The sequence below is a fragment of the Rhizobium sp. SG2393 genome, from assembly GCF_042610495.1.
In the GTDB taxonomy this organism is placed as follows: domain Bacteria; phylum Pseudomonadota; class Alphaproteobacteria; order Rhizobiales; family Rhizobiaceae; genus RU20A.
Window position 1 is genome coordinate 1,110,665 of sequence record NZ_JBHGAP010000001.1, and the last position, 20,473, is coordinate 1,131,137.

Below are 20,473 nucleotides of genomic sequence, written 5' to 3' on the forward strand. Positions count from 1 at the left end.
CATCCGTCGGCCCGCTTCCCCTGCCGGAGGAACACCATGAGCACCGTCACGCCCGCCGCCGATCTCGAGTCCGATCCCCGCGTCAAGGCTGTCTTCGACGACATCCGCGCCACACGCAAATCCGACTTCGTCAACAATATGTGGCGCTACCTCGCCTTCGATCCCGCCCTGCTCGAAAGCACCTGGGCCGAGGTGAAAGCCGTGATGGCGACGCCGTCCACGCTCGATCCGCTGGTCAAGGAATTGATCTACATCGCCGTCTCCGTCACCAACGGCTGCAGCTATTGCGTCCATTCCCACACGGCGGCCGCCAAGGCGAAGGGCCTGACGCGCGAGCAGCACGCCGAACTCCTGTCGATAATAGCGCTCGCCGGCAAGACCAACCAGCTCGCCACGGCCCTGCAATTGCCGGTGGACCCCGCCTTCGATGCCGACCGCAACTGAGGCTGGGGATATCGCCGGCCCTGCGCCGAAAGGGCTTGGATTCGGGAATAAAAGCAGAACACGTTCTGGCCTTTCAGACCCGAATCACTACATTGGGCCGCATGATCAGCGGCTTTGACGATATTCCCTTCTTCGACGAGGAACCCGCGCCGGTGCGCAAGCCCGGCCGCGCGGCGCCCGATGCGCCCCTTGCGGATCCCCGGACGCACGGCCCCGAGGGCGCCGGCGCCCCCTCCGGCGGCATCGCCGCGCGCGCCATGGCCGCGCGTGACGCCCATCGCATGCCCGACTATCTCTCCGGCCTCAACCCGGAGCAGCGCGAGGCGGTGGAGACCATCGACGGTCCCGTTCTGGTTCTCGCCGGGGCGGGTACGGGCAAGACGCGCGTGCTGACGACCCGCATCGCCCATATTCTGGCTGCCGGCCGCGCCTATCCCTCGCAGATCCTCGCCGTGACCTTCACCAACAAGGCAGCGCGCGAGATGAAGGAACGCATCGGCGTTCTCGTCGGCCATGCCGTCGAGGGCATGCCCTGGCTCGGCACCTTCCACTCCATCGGCGTGAAACTTTTGCGCCGCCATGCCGAGCTCGTCGGCCTGCGCTCGGATTTCACCATTCTCGACACGGACGACGTCACAAGGCTCATCAAGCAGCTCATCCAGGCCGAAGGCATCGATGACAAGCGCTGGCCGGCCAAGCAGTTCGCCGGCATGATCGACGGCTGGAAGAACAAGGGCCTCGACCCCGCCGACATTCCCGAAGGTGACGCCCGCGCCTTCGCCAACGGCAAGGGCCGCGAGCTCTACGCCGCCTACCAGGCCCGCCTGAAGACGCTGAACGCCTGCGACTTCGGCGACCTGCTGCTGCACCCGATCCGCATCTTCCGCACCTATGCGGATGTGCTCGGCGAGTATCACCAGAAGTTCCGCTTCATCCTCGTCGACGAGTATCAGGACACCAACACCGCGCAATATATGTGGCTGCGCCTGCTCGCCCAGCGCCCAAAGGGCGTGCCGCAGAATGTCTGCTGCGTCGGCGACGACGACCAGTCGATCTATGGCTGGCGCGGCGCGGAGGTGGACAATATCCTGCGTTTCGAGAAGGATTTCCCGGGCGCCAAGGTCATCAAGCTCGAGCGCAACTACCGCTCGACCGAACATATCCTCGGCGCCGCCGGCCACCTCATCGCCCACAATGAAGGCCGCCTCGGCAAGACGCTCTTCACCGACCGGCAGGACCCCGACGACGAGCGCGTGCAGGTCCATGCCGCCTGGGATTCGGAAGAGGAAGCCCGCGCGGTCGGCGAGGAAATCGAGCAGCTGCAGCGCGGCAAGCATCCGCTGAACAACATGGCGATCCTGGTGCGCGCCTCCTTCCAGATGCGCGAATTCGAAGACCGCTTCGTGACGCTCGGCCTCAACTATCGCGTCATCGGCGGCCCGCGCTTCTACGAGCGCCTCGAAATCCGCGATGCCATGGCCTATTTCCGCCTCGTCTGCCAGCCGGCCGACGACCTCGCCTTCGAGCGCATCGTCAACACGCCGAAGCGCGGCCTCGGCGACACCACGATCCGCAATCTCCACGACTATGCCCGCGCCCGCGACATCCCCATGCTCGCCGCCGCCGCCGACATCATCGAGACGGACGAGCTCAAACCGAAGGCACGCAAGGCGCTCTTCGACGTCGTCACCGATTTCCGCCGCTGGCAGTCGCTGCTCGAAACCATGCCGCACACCGAACTCGCCGAGCAGATCCTCGACGAGAGCGGCTACACCGCCATGTGGCAGGCGGACAAGACGGCCGAAGCACCCGGCCGGCTGGAAAACCTGAAGGAACTCATCCGCTCCATGGAGGCCTTCGAGAGCCTGCGCGGCTTCCTCGAACATGTCTCCCTGGTGATGGATGCCGAGACCAACGAAAACCTCGACGCCGTCTCCATCATGACGCTGCATTCCGCCAAGGGGCTGGAATTCGAGACCGTCTTCCTGCCCGGCTGGGAGGAAGGCCTCTTTCCCCACCAGCGCGCGCTGGACGAGGGCGGCCGCTCGGGCCTCGAGGAAGAACGCCGCCTCGCCTATGTCGGCCTCACCCGCGCCAAGCGCCGCTGCCACATCTGGTTCGTGTCGAACCGCCGCATCCACGGCCTGTGGCAATCCACCATCCCCTCCCGCTTCCTGGAGGAACTGCCGCACCAGCATGTGGAGGTCGCCGAGATCGACCAGAGCTATGGCGGCTACGGGCGGGGCGGCTATGGCCAGTCGCGCTTCGACAAGGCCGAACCCTTCGCCAACTCCTATTCCACCCCCGGCTGGAGACGCGCCCAGACCAACAAGACGGAGGCCACGCGCACCAACTGGGGCAACCGCTCCGGCCATGCGGTGGAGCGCATCGGCTACGGCGAAAGCGGCCCGCGCGGCCGCACCATCGACGGCGAGCTGATCGCCAAGTCCACGACCGCCGAGCCCTCGCGCTTTGCCGTCGGCGACCGCGTCTTCCACTTGAAGTTCGGCAACGGCAACATCTCCGCCATCGAAGGCAACAAGCTGACGATCGACTTCGACCGCGCCGGCCAGAAACGCGTGCTGGACGGCTTCGTGGAAAAAGCGTGACGGGCGTCGCAATCCGTCACGAAGGCCTCGCAACGGGAAAGTAAAATCGCCGATCACGAAAATATTTCGGCTGATGAAAAACCCGTCTTTCCAGCGGCTTCAGGGCATTTCAGAGATGGATTGGAAATAAAATACCGCTGCTCGCCATTGCATATTCGACGAGAGGGTCTATATCTAGCCCATCGAGACTTGCTTGTGATCATTGCTAGGGCCTAGCGCCCTTACTGTTTCCTCTCAAAATTCGATCGAAAGCGGGCATGGTGTGTCCGCACTCTCAGACGATTGGAAGGAAATCGTTATGGCAACTGGCACTGTAAAGTGGTTCAATGGAACCAAGGGTTTCGGCTTCATTCAGCCCGACGACGGCTCTGCCGACGTATTCGTTCACATCTCGGCCGTTGAACGGTCCGGCATGGGTTCGCTCAATGAAGGCCAGAAGGTTCAGTTCGAGCTGGTTCGTGACCGCAAGTCGGGCAAGAACGCCGCTGACAACCTCAAGGCCGCTTGATTGAAGCTGCAGCAATTGTCACTCAGGACGGCTGACCACGGATGTACTGGCAGCTGGACCTTGGTTTCGGGATTTGTGCGCGCTCATGATCGCGCCGCCCTGAGATCGGAGTGACGGGAGAGGTCGGGTCAAAAGCCCGGCCTTTTTGCTTTTTCGGCCAGCCGTTTTCTTGATGACAACGGCACCGCTCGACCCGCGCAGACAGTCGCAAGCCAAAGCGTCGGCATGCCCGGGTTCTTTCTGTTCTGTGGCGATCCGGGGCTGTTGCCCGATGCAAGATCGATGATGCCTCGGGCGGAACAACGCCTGATGCCACGTTCCGACGGCACGTCCGCCGCGACCCGAAGCCTTCGCCCTGCCCCCACGGCAGATTGTCCCATCGCCGGTGGCGCCCGTTTTGCGGCAGCCGCGGCCCACCAAGGATTGAACCATGCGCAACACACCCTACGCCATAGGCGACAACGTCACGCTGATCACCGGCATCATCCGCCCCGACGCCGGCGCCAAGGAATGCAGGATCGTCGGCCTTCTGCCCGTGAAGGAAAATGGCGAACGCCAGTATCGCGTCCAGCTGGGTGACGAGAAGTTCGAGCGCCGCATCACCGAAAGTGACATCGAGGCCTCGTCCGGCCCGGATGGTGATGCCGCGTCCGCAGACACGGATGCGCCCCTCACCGGTAGCTCTTGGCTGACCACATCCAGCATCCGCAGCCGCCGCACGACGCCCACCCCGCGCCGCGACGGCTGACAGACGCGCCCATTTTAATCGCCGCGGTTCGCCGCCGGCCCGCCCATCGAACACGAAAGGATATCGCCTTGCAGGTATTGGTACGAGACAACAACGTCGATCAGGCCCTCCGCGTCCTCAAGAAGAAGCTGCAGCGCGAAGGCGTCTTTCGCGAAATGAAGGCCCGCAGCGCCTATGAGAAGCCGTCGGAAAAGCGCGCCCGCGAAAAGGGCGAAGCCATCCGCCGCGCCCGCAAGCTGGAGCGCAAGAAGCTGCAGCGCGAAGGCGTGCTGCCCGCCCCGAAGAAGGTCGCCCGCGCGCGCTGAAGGACGGAAAACGTGAGCGGGACATCTTTCACGCCGTTGCCTTGATAAAAAACGCGTTTGCTACCTTTGGGCGAGTTTCGGCTTGACCGCGGTCTGAAAGTCTAGAACCCTGCACAAAGGACTTTGTGCAGGGTGAAACGATGTGGAAATTTGTGCTCTCAATAGCGTGCATGGTTCTGTTGGGGACGTGCGTCACTGCCAATGCGGGAGCGCGGCCAGCCTCTGCGGACCCGCCAAGACGCTGCACCGACTTTCTGGTCAAGCCCATCGATAAAGACTATCGGGGAAAGCGAAATTTCAACGCCGAACTCCTCGCCGCGTCTTTTGGTATATATGCAGCGGCCAGCGAGGACGCCTACGCAAACAATGACCAGCAATTCCTTTTCCTGCCGAGCCGAAACCCATCGAATCTCGGGTGGAAGAGACTCGAGTGGCAGCCGAAGAGCGCTCTTCCGCATCGATATTCGAATAGCCTGACAGGCTTGTCGTTCGACACCTATTATCAAGCGATCCGCAAATGCCTCTACGTCATGGTCGCAGCGCGGGGCACGGATGGGCCAAGCGCCATCAATGACTGGTTGACGAATTTTTCGATCATCCCGCCTTTTTTGCCCTTCAATCAGTATAAAGAAATCGAAACACAGTTCCATCTGCTGAAAGAGCACATCAAGGCCCGCTATCCGTCTTATGACGTGCAGTTCATAGCCACGGGACATTCCCTTGGCGGCGGCCTGGCCATCCACCTCGCAAAGTGCTTTAACGACGTGTCGGCAGTGACATTTGATACGTCCTTCGTGCACAACGACTTGCTTTGCAAGAAGCGGAATCCCAGCGTCGTGCAGATATACGAGAAGCAGGAAGCCATTGAAGTCGTTCGCACCATTCTCGGCAGATCTCAGCAAAAGCATGAGAACGACGCCAAGCTCTCGACATACGGCATCAATCCCATCTCAGGAAAGACGGGGCCGATCGATCAGCACAGCATGCGCAAGCTTGCCACCGGTATGCTCAGGCTCGCGCTGATGTGTGCGCGTGAGAATGCGCGCGATTGCGAAATTCTGAAAGACCTTGGCCCGATTGGAGATAAGGTCGCTTACCAGCTCTATTGCGTGAACTACCGCACGTCCCTCAAATTGCGCGGCAGTCGGCTTGCTCATGACGAGGCATGCGATCCGCTTTGACGGCATGCGCCGAGGACACGGTGTCTTGGTCTGTGTTGACAACGCGCAAAGGCAGACAGGCGGAGGAGCCCGGACGGAGTCGTTGTCCGGGTTCGCACATGCGAAAGCACCATCAGGCGTCCCGCCTCAATACTTCTCCGGCACGTAGAGATCGCGCGGCAGAACCTGGCGTTCGTAGTCGGGGTTGAAGACGCGCTGCGGCAGCGTCACTTCCTCATGCGGCACATCCTCGTAGGGAATGAGCGACAGGAGGTGATCGATGCAGTTGAGGCGGGCGCGCTTCTTGTCGTTGCCTTCAACGATGTACCAGGGCGCCTCCGGGATATTGGTGCGCGCGAAGGTCTCTTCCTTGGCCTTGGTATAGGCCTCCCAGCGCACGCGCGACTGCAGGTCCATGGGCGAAAGCTTCCACTGCTTCAGCGGATCGTGGATGCGCATCATGAAGCGCATCTGCTGCTCCTCGTCGGTGATCGAGAACCAGTATTTCACCAGACGGATGCCGGAGCGCACCAGCATGCGTTCGAATTCCGGCACGTCGTTGAAGAACTGCTCGACCTGATCCTCGCCGGCAAAGCCCATGACGCGCTCGACGCCGGAGCGATTGTACCAGGAGCGGTCGAACAGCACGATCTCGCCGCCGGCCGGCAGATGCGGCACGTAGCGCTGGAAATACCACTGCGTCTTCTCGCGGTCGGACGGCGCCGGCAGCGCCACGACGCGCACGACACGCGGGTTCAGACGCTGGGTGATGCGCTTGATGACGCCGCCCTTGCCGGCGGAGTCGCGACCCTCGAAGAGAACGACGACCTTTTCCTTGTGGTGCGAGACCCAGCTCTGCAGCTTGATCAACTCCGACTGCAGCTTGAGCAGCGCCCGGAAATAGTCCGCGCGCGGAATCGACGGCGGATGGCTGGTCTTGTAGATGCGCCGCAGCTCTTCGGAAATCTCCGGCTCTGACAGCTCAAGCTCGTAATCTTCGTCCAGCGTGTCCTGGAGTTCGGCTTCGAGCCAGTCGAGCGCGCCGTCCCTGTCCTCGGTCTGCTTGAGGTCGTCGTGGTTCATGGCGCCCGGTCCCTGATCTTGCGGAAAACGATGGTTCAGGCCGCTTATTCCACGCCCGCATGACACTTATTTGACAGGCTGCCGACAGCAAAAGGCCCGCTCCCGGAACAATGCCGGAAGCGGGCCTTGGAGGCGTCAAGGGCGGTTTGCGTCACACGCCGCGGCGATAGAGCTGGGCGATCTGCGTCTTCGATTTCGGCATGCTTTCCACGACGATGATCATGTTCACATGACCGCGCTTGAAGGCGTTCAGGAATGCCGGATAGTTGCGGAAGGCAATGCAGCCGTGGGAGTCGCCCGGCGAACGGCGCAGCAGGTAGGAATGCGTCAGAAGACCGTCGCGACCCCGCGGGTTCGTGCCATCGACCGAGGTCATGCGCAGCGCCTCCACCCCGTGGAACCGGCTTTCGCGCATGCTCAGACGGAACACGCCGGGCGGCGTCGGTCCACGCATTTTCACATGCGTGTACTTGGGATTGTCGCGCATCTCGCCGATGCCGGAATGGGCCTCGAGCCGCGTACCGTCAGGCATGTAGACCGTGGCGCCGGAGATGTCGTAGACCGCAATGCGCGTTCCGCGACCCGGCCACGCACCATTGTCGGCGCCGCCGCCGAAGAGACTTTCGAAGAAAGACTTTTCGGGCTTTGCATAGGCCAGTTCCTTCTCGGGACGGGCATTGCGCGGACGCGGCTTGCTCTGCGCCTCGGGCGCGTCGCCATCCACGGCCGGCTTGGCATTCGCCTTGACAGGGCCGCGTGCAGGCTTCTGGTCTTCGCTGTCATCCTCGTCTGCTTCAGGCGCGAGCATGGCGGTGCGCGGGCGAAGAACCGGCAGCGGCACGCTCTCGGGCAAGGCGAGCGCCATGTCGGATGCCGGCTCCTGGAGCACGAGGTCGAAGGGCTTGCGGGTCGTCTCGACCTGGCTCGCGGCCGGATCGACAAGCGCCGTCACCAGCGGCGAGGCATCGCTTTCCGCCGCCATCGCCACCTCGACGGCGGCATCATCGGCAGCCTTGTGGCGCTTGGCCTCGGCACGTGCGATCTCGGCCTCGACGCGGGCCTTGGTCATTGCGGCGAGAACCGTCTGCCGCTTGTGCGAGGCCTTGATGGCTTCCGCCGTCAGCATGGCCTGGCGTTTTTCCGATTCCGTCGGCTTCGACAGGCGGGCAAACTTGTCCGGCGCAACAAGACGCTCGGCCTGTGCCTGCCGCACGATCGGCTTCAGACCAAGCGAGGCATCGAAACGCACGGCGCCGACGCCACCGGGCGGTGTTGCCGCATGCTGGACGGAGAGGAATGTGACTGCCGACCAGAAAAGGGCGGCAACCGGAAGAGCGGCAAGCCCCAGGGCGAGCGCGGAGGCCGAACGCTGCTTGCGGCGGCCGGAAGAACCGCGCAGGGCGGCCTTCGAGGAAACTGGACTGGAAGACACCGTCATACTCTTACCCGAACTCGACAACGCAAACGCGCCCAGGGATGTCGGCGAAACGGGCCGCTCCGGAAGGGACCCGTTAACCATGACAAAACATGGTAACCAAAACCTTTAAGAGCGAACCCTTCCTGTGCGAAACGGCGCAGAGACGTCATGCAGAGTTCCGTCAGCGCTAAGCCTCCTCTTGACCGGATGAAGACGTGCCTTGCCTGGGGAAAATGGCGGCATTGGAGCAAGAGATTCAAACACCCCTAATTCTGGCCAGTAAAAATTAACCTTTCCCGGTGTAGCTGTGCCGATGCGACCATGACGGGCCGCAGGGACATAGGTGAAAAGCGGGTGGCACAGATGACAGTGAACGCCTTTTCGATTGTTATGCTTTTATATGCCGTGCTTTTGCCGGCACTCTTCCTCCCCTCGCTGCACCGGCATGTCGGGGGCTGGCTGATCGGGTCATCGCTGGTGACCGCGCTTTCGGCCTCGATTGCAGCCTGCCTGGGGGCGGCTCCTGTCTTTCTGACGGCAGCCCATCACTTCGCAGCCCTTCTGCTCTTCTTCGGTTTCATGGCCTTTCCCTGGCGCCTGAAGCCGATCGCAACACTTGCGCCGCCCGGACCGCTGCGCATGCTCGAACCCCATGCCGCGGTCGGGCTTTGCGTGCTGGTAACCGCGCTGGTTGTGGCCACCAACAACGCCGCCCCCGCACTTTTGGGCGCCATCCTGCCGTTGATCCGCCCAAGGTCTGGCGTCAACCGCCTGCCGCCGCGCGTCTGGCGTCTTCCGGCGGTACTCGGACTGGCCGGCGCCGCTGCCATTCAGGTCACCGCGCCGGATCTGAACCTGCAGGCAGCCGCGACCTCCGTCGCGCTCGCAGCAGCGCTCGTCCTGTTTGCAGCCTGCGATCTGCGATTTCTGCTCCGCAGGGCAGAGCGTGACGACCTGACCGGCCTTCTCAACCGCCCGGCCTTTCTGGAAAAGGCCGAAGCCATGCTGGAAAAGGCAACGCGACGCGATGCCCAGGTGACGCTCCTGCTCATCGACCTCGACCACTTCAAGGCCATCAACGACCGCTTCGGCCATGCCGGGGGTGACGAGGCGCTGCGCCATGCCGCCGCCATTCTGGCGGGCTCTGCAGCGCCGGACGGCTCCGGCACGGCGCTGGTCGGCCGCCTCGGCGGTGAGGAATTCGGCATCGCGCTCTCCGGCGTAGGCGAGGAAGCCGGCATTCGCCATGCCGAACGGATGCGCGACCGCCTCGCCACCAGCCCGGTTCGGCTGGTCGATGCGGAAAGCCGCGAGGACGTGATCTGCCTGACGGCGAGCTTTGGCGTCGCCCCCGTGGACCGCGCTGCGGATCTTCAGGCCGATATCACCGCCGCGCTGCGCGAAGCCGACACCGCACTCTACGCGGCCAAACAGGCCGGGAGAAATCGGGCCGCCGCCTCCGGCCGGCGCCGCTCCGACATGGATGCCGCCACCCGCGCGCTCTTCGCCGCCGCCGCACAGATGCGCGGCGCCGATCTCGCCCCGTCGCATCCGTCACAACCGGCGGAACGGGCCCTGCCCGAGATACGCCGGACGTGAGTGCCTGCCAGACCCGATCCACGGTGTCACGGGTAGGCCAAGGATCGGTATCTGGCGGGCTCCGGCTGCGGCCTTCGAACTGCCGAAAGCCGCGTTTCGGTCAACGGGCGTCTGCCGCCCACTACAGATCGGGGGATGACCACACTATCTTGGCGGCAGACCAACTTCATCGAACGGAGTCACTCCATGTTCCAGCCTGCCTTTCGCGCCGCCCTTGGCGGCCTCGTGGCGCTCCTTGCCCTCTCCGCCCCCGCAGCCCGTGCAGAAACGGTCGGAAAGGTTGGCGTGGACTGGATCGGCAACGACATCCTGATCGACGCGATCGCCGATCCAAAGGTCAAGGGCATAACCTGCCACATCACCTATTTCGACCGCAGCGTCATCGATCGGCTGAAGAACGGCAACTGGTTCGAGGATCCCTCCAACAACGCGATCGCCTGCCGCCAGACCGGCCCGATCGAGATCGGGGACATTGACCTGTCGAAGGGTGGCGAAAGCGTCTTCCGCGAAGGCCTCTCGCTGATCTGGAAAAGCCTGATCGTGACGCGCGTCTATGACAAGGCGAACGACACGCTGATCTATCTGGCCCATTCCAGCCAGATCAAGGATGGGTCCGCGAAAATGTCGATCTCGACCGTGCCTCTCTTCAATCAGCCCGTCACCTGGACCAAGGGCAAACCGTAAAGGACAGCGGCTGCGCCGGCCCCGCCGGCCCGGCTGCGTGAGGGCAAAACGCAAAACGCCCCGGCTTGGATGCCGGGGCGCTTCGTGATGTCCGTGAGGACAACATTTTATTAGTTCGGGGCTTCAACGCCACGGTAGTAGCGGCCTTCACCCGGTACGAAGGTGCTCGGCTGGCCGCGGTCGATCGAGCCGGTGCTCATGACGTCAACGTTCGGCTGACGCGATACGCCTTCGTAATAGGCGCTCTCACCGGTTTCCGGCAGGGCCGGAGCTGCGGTGCCGGCAGAGGACGAGCCTTCGGCCGAGAACATCTGCTTCGTGGCACCTACGTAGTAATCGCCGTTGTCCGGGCGAGCCATGGCGGAACCGAAGCCGGCGGTGGTGAAAAGAGCTGCAGCAATGGCGAGCTTGATCGAAGTCTTCATGGTCTTTCTCCTTCTGTCTTCGTTCGTTTTACATCCGCTGTTCGATACAGTGCGGAAATTCTTCTGCGTTTTGTCCGATGTCCGTCTTGGGAAGATCACCGGGTCGACACAGCCAGAAAACGAAGCAAAACGAGAATAGTTTCGCCGACCATCGAAATTTCTGCATCACGGTCGCTTGAACGCGCCGCGAGCGTCAATCCGCGGCGATGAGATCGGCAGCCTGAACGACCGCAATACCGGCGGCCCGCATCTCGGCCTCTGCGTCTGCGACGCCCTCAGGCGTGATCCCGCGGCTTGCATCGGCAACGAAACGAACCGTCACCCCGGGCAGCATCTCGCGGGCGTCGAGCGCAGAGAACCGCACGCAGTAGTCGGTGGCCAGTCCGCAGATATCGAGGATCGACACACCGCGCGCCCGAAGCCAGTCGGCCAGCCCCGTCACGGCGTCGCGATCATTGTCGCGGAAGGCGGAGTAGCTGTCGACAAGCCGATTCATGCCCTTGCGCTGGACATGGTCGACGGCACCCATTGCAAGATCGGGATGGAAGTCGGCATCGTGGGTGCCCTGAACACAATGATCAGGCCACATCATTTGCGGCTTGCCGTTCAGTTCCCCCATCGTGAACGGCGCCGCGCCAGGATGTTGCGAAGCAAAACTGCCATGGTCGGCCGGGTGCCAGTCCTGCGAGGCCACGACGAGATCATAGCCCCCTTCCGCCATCAGCCGGTTGGCGACGGGCACGACGGCGTCGCCCTCGGTAACCGCCAGATTGCCCCCTGGGCAGAAGCCCACCTGGATATCGATGAGAAGCAGGCACTTCATGAAACGCTCTCCTTGCCGCATGGATGGTGCGGCTGATCTAGCCCGACTCGCTGCCGCCGGTCACCAGCCGATCCATGCCGGCAACGCGAATGCCGTTACACCAGACGACAAGACCCCGGCATTGCTGCCAGGGCCCGTGAAGAGTGCTGCGATTGAAGGGATCAGGCGGCCTGCGCCAGCTCGTCGGCAATCACGGTGTCGAGGTTGAGGAAGCAGACCATCGACTTCTCGAGCGCCACGATGCCGCGGCAGAAGGCGCGCTGGGCTTCCGGGATGATTTCCGGCGGCGGCTGCAACGCCTCGCTCTTGATGGTCATCATGTCGGAAACCTGTTCGACCAGCAGGCCGACCAGCTTGCCGGCGATATCGGTGACGATGATGGCGGAGCGCTCGGACGGCTCCGTCATGTTCATGCCGAGGCGGCAGGCCATGTCGATGACCGGGATCACCGCGCCGCGCAGGTTGATGAGGCCGAGCACGAAGTCAGGCGTATGCGGCATCGGCGTCACCGGCGCCCAGCCGCGGATTTCGCGGATCGCCATGATGTCGATGCAGAATTCCTGGTCGCCGAGATGAAACGACACGATTTCCAGGTAGGCCCCGGTCTGCTTGATGGCATTGGACATGATCAGAACTCTTCCCAGTTTTCGCCGGAGGTCGAAGGCTTGGAGGCCGGCGGGTTGCTGTTGCTGTCGAAGGCCCCGGAAAGGCGTCCAAGGAGCGCCTTGGCGGGTGATGGGGCGGAACGGCTGGTGCGCGTTGCCGCGACCGGGCCGGCGGAGATGGTCGGCGCAACGGTGCGCAGCGACGAGACGGCGGCTGACGGGCGTGAGGAACCGGATGACGAAGAAGATCCTGTCCAGCCCTGGTTGACGGTCGCCTGGTTGCGATCCTCGGCATCGAGGCGGAACTGGCCGATGATCTGGGTGAGGTTGTCGGCATCCTGCGCCAGCGTGTGGCTGGCGGCATTGGTTTCCTCGACCATCGCGGCATTCTGCTGCGTCATCTGGTCGAGCTGGCCGATGGCCGTGTTGATCTCCTGGAGGCCGATCGACTGGTCGCGGGCGGCCTGGGCAATCGAACGGACATGCTCGTTGATCCGTATCACATCCTCGCCGATCCGTCCGAGCGCCTGACCGGTCGCCTGCACGAGCTCGACGCCGGTGCCCACTTCCTGGCCCGACCGGGCAACAAGCGACTTGATGTCCTTGGCAGCACCCGCGGCGCGTTGCGCCAGTTCGCGCACTTCCTGCGCCACGACGGCAAAGCCCTTGCCCGCCTCGCCCGCACGGGCGGCCTCGACGCCGGCATTGAGAGCCAGGAGATTGGTCTGAAAGGCGATCTCATCGATGACGTTGATGATCTTGCCGATCTCGTTTGATGCCGTCTCGATCCGGGCCATCGCAGAAATCGCCTCGCTGACGATGCGACCGGATTCCTCGGCATTGATACGCGTCGCATCGACCATCGCCGTGGCTTCCTCGGCCTTTTCCGTCGACGTCTTGACCGTCGACGTGATCTGGCTGAGGGCCGCAGACGTCTCCTCCAGGGAAGCCGCCTGCTGTTCGGTACGGCGCGACAGGTCGTCTGCCGCCGCGCGCATCTGCCGGCTGTTGGCATGGATGGAGCGGGCGTTCTCGCTCACGTCGCTCAACACCTGCTTCAGGCGCGAGACGGTCTGGTTGTAGTCGCGGCGCACGCTTTCAAGGTCGTCGCGGAACGTTTGGCTTATGGTCTCGGTGAGGTTGCCCTCCGCAAGCCGGTTGAGACCGCGACCGAGGGCTTCGACGGCAAACTGGACCTGCTGGACTTCCTGAGCGCGTTGCGCCTCACGCGTCGCGCGCTCCTCGTCCGTCTCCGACTGGCGGCGCGCGGCGTCCGCCTCAAGCGCACGCTTGTCGATGGCCGCCTGCCGGAACTGTTCGAGCGCCCGTGCCATATGGCCGATTTCGTCGCTGCGCTCCAGCGCAGCCACACGGCTGTCGAGATCGCCAGACAGCACGCGCTGCATGCCTTCCAGCACCGTATCGATGCCGCGGCGCAGGATGTTGCCGTTGACGACCAGCAACAGCAGCATGCTGACCATGGCGGCGATGCCAAGTCCGAGCTGCATCATGACCGTGTTATGCGAACGTTCCCGCGCCTCGGCGACCCGTTCGGCGGCATAGGTTGCGCCGGCATCGGCTATGGTCTGCAGCACCGCCTTGACGCGCTCACCCGCGCCGTCGATCGTGTCATCGATCGCATCATAGGCATCGGCCGAGGCGCCCGTCTCCACCATGGTCTTCAGATCGACGCCGATGGATTGGCGCAGTGCCGCGACATCGCCTTCGAAGCGCTCCAGCGCCGCAGCCTGCCCCGTCTCGGCGGCGACGGCCTTCAGCGCCGTGATGTCGGAAAGGATCTTGAAGTTTTCGTCGATGATTTTCAGACGCTCGGGCTGAACGACCTTCTCCTCGCGGTCGATGATCGTGTCCATGGCGGCAAGCACGACTTCCGTGTTGGCAAGCCGCATCTTGTTGATGATGCCGAGATTGTCCTGCGCATCATCGGCAAGGTCGAGCGCCGCGCTGACCTGGCTGTTCTGGTAGAACCCCGTCGCCAGCATCGAGCCGAACCCGACCAGCGCAGCGGCGCCGAGCAAAGTCAGTCGCTGCCGTACCGACAGATTGCGTTGCATGCTTGCCGTGGACGTCATGAAGTGTCCCTTTGCCACCGGGTCGCGCCCGTGAAAATCGACAGGTCGAGCCGCGCCGCCTGCCGCGCATGCGATGACTGCTGCGATCCGATCCCCGATGATCAATTTTCGGACAGATGAATTAACCAATAGCTAATCCAACCCCGCAAATCCGGTGGTTTTCGCTAACGTTACGTCCCCGCGCAGCACCCCGTGACCAAACGCGCCGTGAGTGATAGGATCAGCGCCATGACGAGGTTGCGCGACACAGTCTATCCCCAGATCGCCAGGCATGCGGCCCTGCCGGCTGCAGTGCTGGTGCTCACGCTATTGTTCACCTGGGGCTGGCACACCTGGCTGACGCATGGCAGCGACATGCTGTTCACCCTCCAGCAGGCCGGCCTCTCCTGGTGCCTCTGAGCACCGCACCAAGCGCGGATCCGCCACACAGGACGCGTCAATTCGCCCTTTGCCTGCATCGGATAGCCTTGTTAGAGGGAAGCCGCGCGGGCGGCCCGCGACGTTTCCCCATCGTGCCGGGTTCGCCGCAAGACTTCGGATTGGATGACGAGCATGAAAAATTTCCGCATCATCCTGTGGGCCGCGGCCGGCCTGCTGGCGGCCCTTCTCGGCTGGCTCACCTTCGAGATGAGCGCAAACCGGCAGGAAATCGCCACGAAGGCCTTCGGCGTTCCCTTCTCGCTGGTCGACCAGAACGGCAAGCCGATCACCGAAGCCGCCTTCAAGGGCAAGCCGACCGCCCTCTTCTTCGGCTTTACCCATTGCCCGGAAGTCTGCCCCACCACGCTTTTCGAGCTGAACGGTCTCCTGACCAAGGTCGATCCTGACGGCACGAAGCTGCAGGCCTATTTCATCACCATCGATCCTGAGCGCGACACGCCTGCGATCCTCGGCCAGTATGTCTCGAATGTCTCCAGCCGTATCACCGGCATTTCCGGCCCGCCGGACAAGGTTCTGGAAATGGCCAAGGGTTTCCGGGTCTACTATCGCAAGGTGCCCGTCGATGAGAAGAACCCGACCGGCGACTACACGATGGACCACACGGCCTCGGTCTTTCTTCTGGACAAGGACGGCGACTTCAAGGGCACCATCGCCTACCAGGAAACCACGGATACGGCCGAACAGAAGCTCAAGAACCTGATCGCCGGCTGATCGGCGCCTGCCTGCGCGGCGCGCGGAAACTTCCCCCCGATCCTCCAAGATGCTAAAGCGGCGCCACATCGGCGCTGCTGGCGTCGGCAAACGTCTTTGGGAAAGCCCAAGCCTCTTCGGGAAAGCCATCGTGAGCGAACTCAGACTTTACGTCGTCACCAACGAAAACGATTCCGAACGGGTGCTCGCCTGCATGGAAAGCCTGTTCGAGGACGACGGCTTCGCCATCGCAACGATGGAGATGGACGAGAAGAACGACATCTGGGAAGCCTCCGTCTATCTCGACTTCGAGGATGAGGATCAAGTCGCGGAACGTTTTCGCGACCTGCTGGCCGAAAACTTCGCGGGCCTCGAGATTCACCGCGAGGTGCTGCCCGACGTGGACTGGATCGCCAAGTCGCTGGAAGGCCTCCAGCCGGTACGCGCCGGCCGCTTCCTCGTGCATGGGTCGCATGATCGGGACAAGGTGAAGGCCGGCGACATCGCCATCGAGATCGATGCAGGACAGGCCTTCGGCACCGGCCATCACGGCACGACGGCCGGATGTCTGGAAATGATAGAATGGGTACTGCGCCAGCGCGGCGCCTCCCATTCCGGCGGCGCGAAGGCGGCGATCCGCAACGCGCTCGACCTCGGAACGGGAAGCGGCGTGCTGGCCATCGCCGCCTATCGCATGGCGAACATCCCGGTGCTCGCCACCGACATCGACCCGATCGCCACCCGCGTCGCGAAGGAAAACATCCGCCGCAACCGCGCTGCTGCGGGCGTCAGGGCCGTCACCGCCGCCGGCTTCCACTCCACCGCCTTCCGCGACCACGGTCCTTTCGACCTCATCATCGCCAATATCCTGGCCCGCCCGCTGATGCGCATGGCGCCGCAGCTTGAAAGCAACCTCGCCTCCGGCGGTCTGGTGATTCTCTCCGGCATCCTCGCCAGCCAGCGGTGGAAGGTGCTCGCGGCCTATAACGGCGCGGGTCTCAAGCACGTGCGCACGCTCTGGCGCAACGGCTGGGTGACGATCCTCCTCTCGCGCTGATTCGGGCCGCCGCCCGAAACCTCCCCGTTACCGGCCAGGTGTTCCGACCCTACGGCCGGGCGCGCCCGCATTCACCGATCGGCAGACAGACAAAAGGCGGTGCCGATGGCACCGCCTTAAGGTCGGAAATCCGACATGTCCGCGAGCTTGAGGAGGAGGAGGAGCGCTCAAGCGGACCTAGGTGTTCTGAAGGTCAGGCCGATGAGGGAGGAGGGGTATCGGACAAGACCATGGGTTCAGAACACTTAGCTCTGAAACTTACCGATGTGCGCCGCGGCGGCGGGTTTCCTCGCGCGACAGGCCGAGAGCAGCGATCGTCGCATCGTTGGAAGCCATCATGGAACCGCTGACGCGCAGTGCGGAGCGACCCTGCTGGGCTGCATCGAGGCTCTTGGCGTGGCGATAGATCGAAACCGGCATTTTCATTTCCTTTCGGGTGGGCGTTCGTCGCGCCCTCTTGTTGGCTCGCTTATAGGCGCCTTCGCACCTGCGAGACAGAGGGCCAGGGGAATGGGTGCCATGCAGCATGCGCATAGGCCTAGACATAATCCCGCCTTGAATGCCGCGCGCGGTGGGTCATCGGAGCAGACCGCAGGCCACCCCACCTCGCCAGTCGCATGAACGCGAGCCCGTAAAGAGCTGAGGTGATTCGCATTTCCACTGGACCATCAGCACGTGCAGGGCGCAGCTTGCACGACACTGAAGCGATTCCGCTCGCGGCCGAAATACTCTAGCGTGGCGCCCACCAGACAGAATCGCTTGCCGGGAAGACCGCTCATGTTCCAGTCCTTCGATGTCACCTCCACGCCCCAGTTCGGCGTCGCCCGTGTCGCGGCGCTCCGCGCCAGCCTGAAGGAGGCCGGCATCGACGGGTTCCTCGTGCCCCGCGCCGATGAGTTCCAGGGTGAATATGTGCCGGCCTGCGCCGAACGGCTCTCCTGGCTCACGGGCTTTACCGGATCGGCGGGCATCGCGCTGGTTACGCCGAACGAGGTGGTGGTCTTCGTCGATGGCCGCTACGTCACGCAGTTGGCCCAGCAGGTCGATCCGGCCGTCTTTACCGGCGGCGACCTGATTGGCGAACCGCCGCATCGCTGGCTGGAAAACCATGCGCCGAAGGGTTTCCGCCTCGGCATCGATCCCTGGCTGCATACGGGCGCCGAGGTGCGCAAGCTCGAAGCCGCGCTGGACAGCATCGGCGGGACGCTGACCCTGCTCGACGACAACCCGCTCGACCGCCTTTGGACCGACCGCCCTGCCGAACCGCTCGGCCGCATCACCCTTCAGAGCCTCGACCATGCGGGCCAGCTCGCATCGGAAAAGCTTGCGATGATCGCCGAGGGCGTCCGCGACCGCGGCGCCTCCGCCGTGCTCATCACCGACCCCTCCTCCGTCGCCTGGGCCTTCAACATCCGCGGCGCCGATGTGCCGCACACGCCCCACCCGCTGGCCCGCGCCATCGTGCCGGCCGAGGGCCTGCCGGTGCTCTTCATCGACAAGCGCAAGGCGCCGATCACCGAGGAAGCCTATCTCACCCAGCTTGCCAACCTCGCCCCGCCGTCCGAATTCGGCAGGCATCTGGCGGCCCTTGCCGCCGAGGGCCGCCGCATCCTGCTCGATCCCGATCTCGCCCCTTGTGCGCTCACCCGCCTCATCACTGAGAGCGGCGGCACGGTCGTCGAGGCGCCCGATCCGGCCCGTATTCCCCGTGCCCGCAAGAATGCTGCCGAGATCGAAGGCGCCCGCCGCGCCCATCTGCAGGATGGCGCCGCCATGGTCGAATTCCTCGCCTGGCTGGACCAGACCGAGCCCGGCACGGTCACGGAAATTGCCGTGGCGAAGCAGCTGGAGGCCACGCGCCGCACCGTTGGCGAACGGCTGCAGAACCCGCTGAAGGACATTTCCTTCGACACGATTTCAGGCGCTGGCGATCACGCCGCCATCATGCACTACCGCGTCACCACCGAAAGCGACCGGACCATCGAACCCGGCACGCTCTTCCTGATCGATTCCGGCGCGCAATACATCAACGGCACCACCGACATCACCCGCACGGTCGCGATCGGCTCCGTCGGCGCGGAGGAAAAGCGCTTCTTCACGCTCGTGCTCAAGGGCATGATCGCCATCAGCGCCGCCCGTTTCCCCAAGGGCTCGCGCGGCGTGGATCTCGATCCGCTGGCACGCATCGCGCTCTGGAAGGCCGGAGCCGATTTCGCGCACGGCACCGGCCACGGCGTCGGCTCCTATCTTTCGGTACATGAGGGGCCGCAGCGCATTTCCCGCGCGAGCCAGCAGGAGCTGTTGCCGGGCATGATTCTGTCGAACGAACCCGGCTACTACCGCCCCGGCGCCTTCGGTATCCGCATCGAGAACCTGATCGTCGTCAACGAGGCCGCCATGATCGAGGGCGGCGACCTGCCGATGCTCGGTTTCGAGACGATCACCTGGTGCCCGATCGACCGGCGTCTGGTGGTAACGGACCTGCTGACGGCCGAGGAACGCGCCTGGCTCGATGCCTACCACGCCACGACACGGGATAAGCTGATGCCGATGATCGAGGGCGAAAGCGTGCGCCGCTGGCTGGAGCAAGCCACCGCGCCTCTCTGATCGGGGGATCAGGCGTTTCCTTCGATGGGGAAACGCCGCCCCTTCAGATGCCGAAGGCGTTGCGCAGGATAACCACCGCCGCACAACCAGCGACCATGGCAAGCAGCGTGGAATAGCGCAGCGCAATGGCAAGCGCCGCCGCCATGGCCAGCGCCACGTCCCATCCGCCATAGGCGAAGGCAGGCGCCACGAGCGTCGAAAGAACCGCCGCCGGCACCGCATTCAGCCCGGCCTCGAGCCGCGGCGGAATACGGCGCATGCGCGTGATCAGCACGTAGCCGCCGACGCGGGTGAGAAAGGTCGCCAGCGCCGCCGCCAGGATGATCCAGGCCATCGAGGTGTGATCGCTCATCGCTCGATGCTCCCCGCCACGGGCACCGTGCCGGCAGGTGCATCCTCCGCCACCTCTGCGGCTGCCCCGCCCCGCGGCGGCAAGAGCGCAGCCACGAGGATGCCGGCAAGCGCGCCGAGGCTGACATGCCAGGGCGTCCCCACGACCTTGATCGCGATGATCGAGGCAACCGAACTGACGGCCACCACCGGCAGCCAGTTGTCCCGGCTGCGGAAGCCAAGAACCAGCCCCATGAAATAGATCGGCAGCAGCACATCGAGCCCGATCGCCTTGGGATCGCCGATCAGCCGGCCAAACAGCGTGCCGACGAGCGTGGCTGCCAGCCAGGCCATGTAGACCGTCAGCCCAAGCCCCATATACCAGACGAAGCCAACGCCGCCGCTCGCCTCCACCCGGCGCTCCGCCTCGGCAAACTGCGGATCGGTGAGCAAGAAGAAGCTGATGAGCTTCTGCGGCAGGCTGAAGCCCGTAAAATGCCGGGTGATCGCCGCCGAATAGAGCACGTGGCGAAAATTGACGGCAAAGACCGAGAGAACAACGAGCCAAGGCTGCACCGAATGCTGGAACAACTCCACGCCGACAAGCTGGCTGGCACCGGCAAAGATCGTCGCACTCATCAAAAGCGCATCGCCGACCGACAAGCCCTTCTCAACCGCCACCGCGCCGAACAGCACCCCGAAGGGCGCCGCAGAGACCGCAACCGCTATGCCGCGCCGTGCGCCTTGCATCAATTCCGAGCCGCTCATCGGCACTCCTGACCGGGAAGGACGGAACGTCGCAACCGCATTGGTCTGACCTCTTCCGAAGCCTCAGGAAATAGGGC

General features: G+C 63.8%; 21 protein-coding genes. 12 read left to right on the forward strand and 9 right to left on the reverse strand.

Annotation, left to right across the window (positions count from 1 at the left end; genetic code table 11):
• Window positions 1–36 precede the first annotated feature (36 nt).
• The 6 genes from ACED18_RS05310 (at window position 37) to ACED18_RS05335 (ending at window position 5,795) form a co-directional block, all read left to right on the forward strand.
• Window positions 37–444, forward strand: a complete 408-nt coding sequence (locus tag ACED18_RS05310; protein WP_377289688.1) for a carboxymuconolactone decarboxylase family protein — start codon at window positions 37–39, stop codon at window positions 442–444.
• A gap of 101 nt (window positions 445–545) precedes the next feature.
• On the forward strand, window positions 546–3,053 hold the full coding sequence (locus ACED18_RS05315) for an ATP-dependent helicase (protein ID WP_377289690.1): 2,508 nt from the start codon (window positions 546–548) through the stop codon (window positions 3,051–3,053).
• A gap of 298 nt (window positions 3,054–3,351) precedes the next feature.
• Complete coding sequence (locus tag ACED18_RS05320; RefSeq protein WP_377289692.1) at window positions 3,352–3,561, forward strand: cold-shock protein; 210 nt, start codon at window positions 3,352–3,354, stop codon at window positions 3,559–3,561.
• A 430-nt stretch (window positions 3,562–3,991) separates the two neighbouring features.
• The gene (locus ACED18_RS05325; RefSeq protein ID WP_377289694.1) at window positions 3,992–4,309 is read left to right on the forward strand and encodes a cold-shock protein; all 318 of its coding nucleotides are present in this window, start codon (window positions 3,992–3,994) and stop codon (window positions 4,307–4,309) included.
• Between the two features lie 68 nt (window positions 4,310–4,377).
• A complete protein-coding gene (rpsU, locus tag ACED18_RS05330; protein ID WP_377289696.1) occupies window positions 4,378–4,614 on the forward strand; it encodes a 30S ribosomal protein S21 in 237 nt (78 codons plus the stop codon).
• Window positions 4,615–4,754: 140 nt separating this feature from the next.
• On the forward strand, window positions 4,755–5,795 hold the full coding sequence (locus ACED18_RS05335) for a hypothetical protein (protein WP_377289698.1): 1,041 nt from the start codon (window positions 4,755–4,757) through the stop codon (window positions 5,793–5,795).
• A 126-nt stretch (window positions 5,796–5,921) separates the two neighbouring features.
• On the opposite strand, the gene ppk2 is transcribed toward ACED18_RS05335, so the two are convergent.
• Entirely contained in the window at window positions 5,922–6,857 is a 936-nt protein-coding gene (gene ppk2, locus ACED18_RS05340; protein ID WP_377289700.1) for a polyphosphate kinase 2, read from the reverse strand.
• A gap of 151 nt (window positions 6,858–7,008) precedes the next feature.
• On the reverse strand, window positions 7,009–8,289 hold the full coding sequence (locus tag ACED18_RS05345; protein ID WP_377289702.1) for a tlde1 domain-containing protein: 1,281 nt from the start codon (window positions 8,287–8,289) through the stop codon (window positions 7,009–7,011).
• A 348-nt stretch (window positions 8,290–8,637) separates the two neighbouring features.
• Between ACED18_RS05345 and ACED18_RS05350 the strand changes: the two genes are divergently transcribed.
• Both ACED18_RS05350 and ACED18_RS05355 read left to right on the forward strand, forming a co-directional pair.
• Window positions 8,638–9,873, forward strand: coding sequence for a diguanylate cyclase (locus tag ACED18_RS05350; RefSeq protein ID WP_377291053.1), 1,236 nt, complete (start codon window positions 8,638–8,640; stop codon window positions 9,871–9,873).
• A 186-nt stretch (window positions 9,874–10,059) separates the two neighbouring features.
• Entirely contained in the window at window positions 10,060–10,557 is a 498-nt protein-coding gene (locus ACED18_RS05355) for a CreA family protein (protein WP_377289704.1), read from the forward strand.
• A gap of 110 nt (window positions 10,558–10,667) precedes the next feature.
• Here ACED18_RS05355 and ACED18_RS05360 read toward each other — a convergent pair whose 3' ends face one another.
• The 4 genes from ACED18_RS05360 to ACED18_RS05375 all read right to left on the reverse strand — a co-directional run bounded on the left by ACED18_RS05360 (window position 10,668) and on the right by ACED18_RS05375 (window position 14,503).
• On the reverse strand, window positions 10,668–10,982 hold the full coding sequence (locus ACED18_RS05360; protein ID WP_377289706.1) for a hypothetical protein: 315 nt from the start codon (window positions 10,980–10,982) through the stop codon (window positions 10,668–10,670).
• Window positions 10,983–11,175: 193 nt separating this feature from the next.
• The gene (gene pncA, locus ACED18_RS05365; protein WP_377289708.1) at window positions 11,176–11,805 is read right to left on the reverse strand and encodes a bifunctional nicotinamidase/pyrazinamidase; all 630 of its coding nucleotides are present in this window, start codon (window positions 11,803–11,805) and stop codon (window positions 11,176–11,178) included.
• Between the two features lie 161 nt (window positions 11,806–11,966).
• The gene (locus ACED18_RS05370; protein WP_377289710.1) at window positions 11,967–12,431 is read right to left on the reverse strand and encodes a chemotaxis protein CheW; all 465 of its coding nucleotides are present in this window, start codon (window positions 12,429–12,431) and stop codon (window positions 11,967–11,969) included.
• Window positions 12,432–12,433: 2 nt separating this feature from the next.
• On the reverse strand, window positions 12,434–14,503 hold the full coding sequence (locus tag ACED18_RS05375) for a methyl-accepting chemotaxis protein (protein ID WP_377289712.1): 2,070 nt from the start codon (window positions 14,501–14,503) through the stop codon (window positions 12,434–12,436).
• 228 nt (window positions 14,504–14,731) lie between these two features.
• Between ACED18_RS05375 and ACED18_RS05380 the strand changes: the two genes are divergently transcribed.
• From ACED18_RS05380 to ACED18_RS05390, 3 genes are all read left to right on the forward strand, one after another.
• Complete coding sequence (locus ACED18_RS05380) at window positions 14,732–14,902, forward strand: hypothetical protein (RefSeq protein WP_377289714.1); 171 nt, start codon at window positions 14,732–14,734, stop codon at window positions 14,900–14,902.
• A 153-nt stretch (window positions 14,903–15,055) separates the two neighbouring features.
• A complete protein-coding gene (locus ACED18_RS05385) occupies window positions 15,056–15,655 on the forward strand; it encodes an SCO family protein (protein ID WP_377289716.1) in 600 nt (199 codons plus the stop codon).
• A 130-nt stretch (window positions 15,656–15,785) separates the two neighbouring features.
• Complete coding sequence (locus ACED18_RS05390; protein WP_377289718.1) at window positions 15,786–16,691, forward strand: 50S ribosomal protein L11 methyltransferase; 906 nt, start codon at window positions 15,786–15,788, stop codon at window positions 16,689–16,691.
• 258 nt (window positions 16,692–16,949) lie between these two features.
• Here ACED18_RS05390 and ACED18_RS05395 read toward each other — a convergent pair whose 3' ends face one another.
• Window positions 16,950–17,111, reverse strand: a complete 162-nt coding sequence (locus ACED18_RS05395) for a hypothetical protein (RefSeq protein ID WP_377289720.1) — start codon at window positions 17,109–17,111, stop codon at window positions 16,950–16,952.
• Window positions 17,112–17,468: 357 nt separating this feature from the next.
• Between ACED18_RS05395 and ACED18_RS05400 the strand changes: the two genes are divergently transcribed.
• Window positions 17,469–19,298 (forward strand): aminopeptidase P family protein, encoded by a 1,830-nt coding sequence (locus tag ACED18_RS05400; RefSeq protein ID WP_377289722.1) that lies wholly within the window; start codon window positions 17,469–17,471, stop codon window positions 19,296–19,298.
• Between the two features lie 43 nt (window positions 19,299–19,341).
• Here the strand turns inward: ACED18_RS05400 and ACED18_RS05405 are convergent, their stop codons facing one another.
• Both ACED18_RS05405 and ACED18_RS05410 read right to left on the reverse strand, forming a co-directional pair.
• On the reverse strand, window positions 19,342–19,650 hold the full coding sequence (locus ACED18_RS05405; protein ID WP_377289724.1) for an AzlD family protein: 309 nt from the start codon (window positions 19,648–19,650) through the stop codon (window positions 19,342–19,344).
• Entirely contained in the window at window positions 19,647–20,396 is a 750-nt protein-coding gene (locus ACED18_RS05410; protein ID WP_377289726.1) for an AzlC family ABC transporter permease, read from the reverse strand. Before ACED18_RS05410 ends, ACED18_RS05405 begins: the two co-directional genes overlap by 4 nt.
• Window positions 20,397–20,473: the final 77 nt, after the last annotated feature.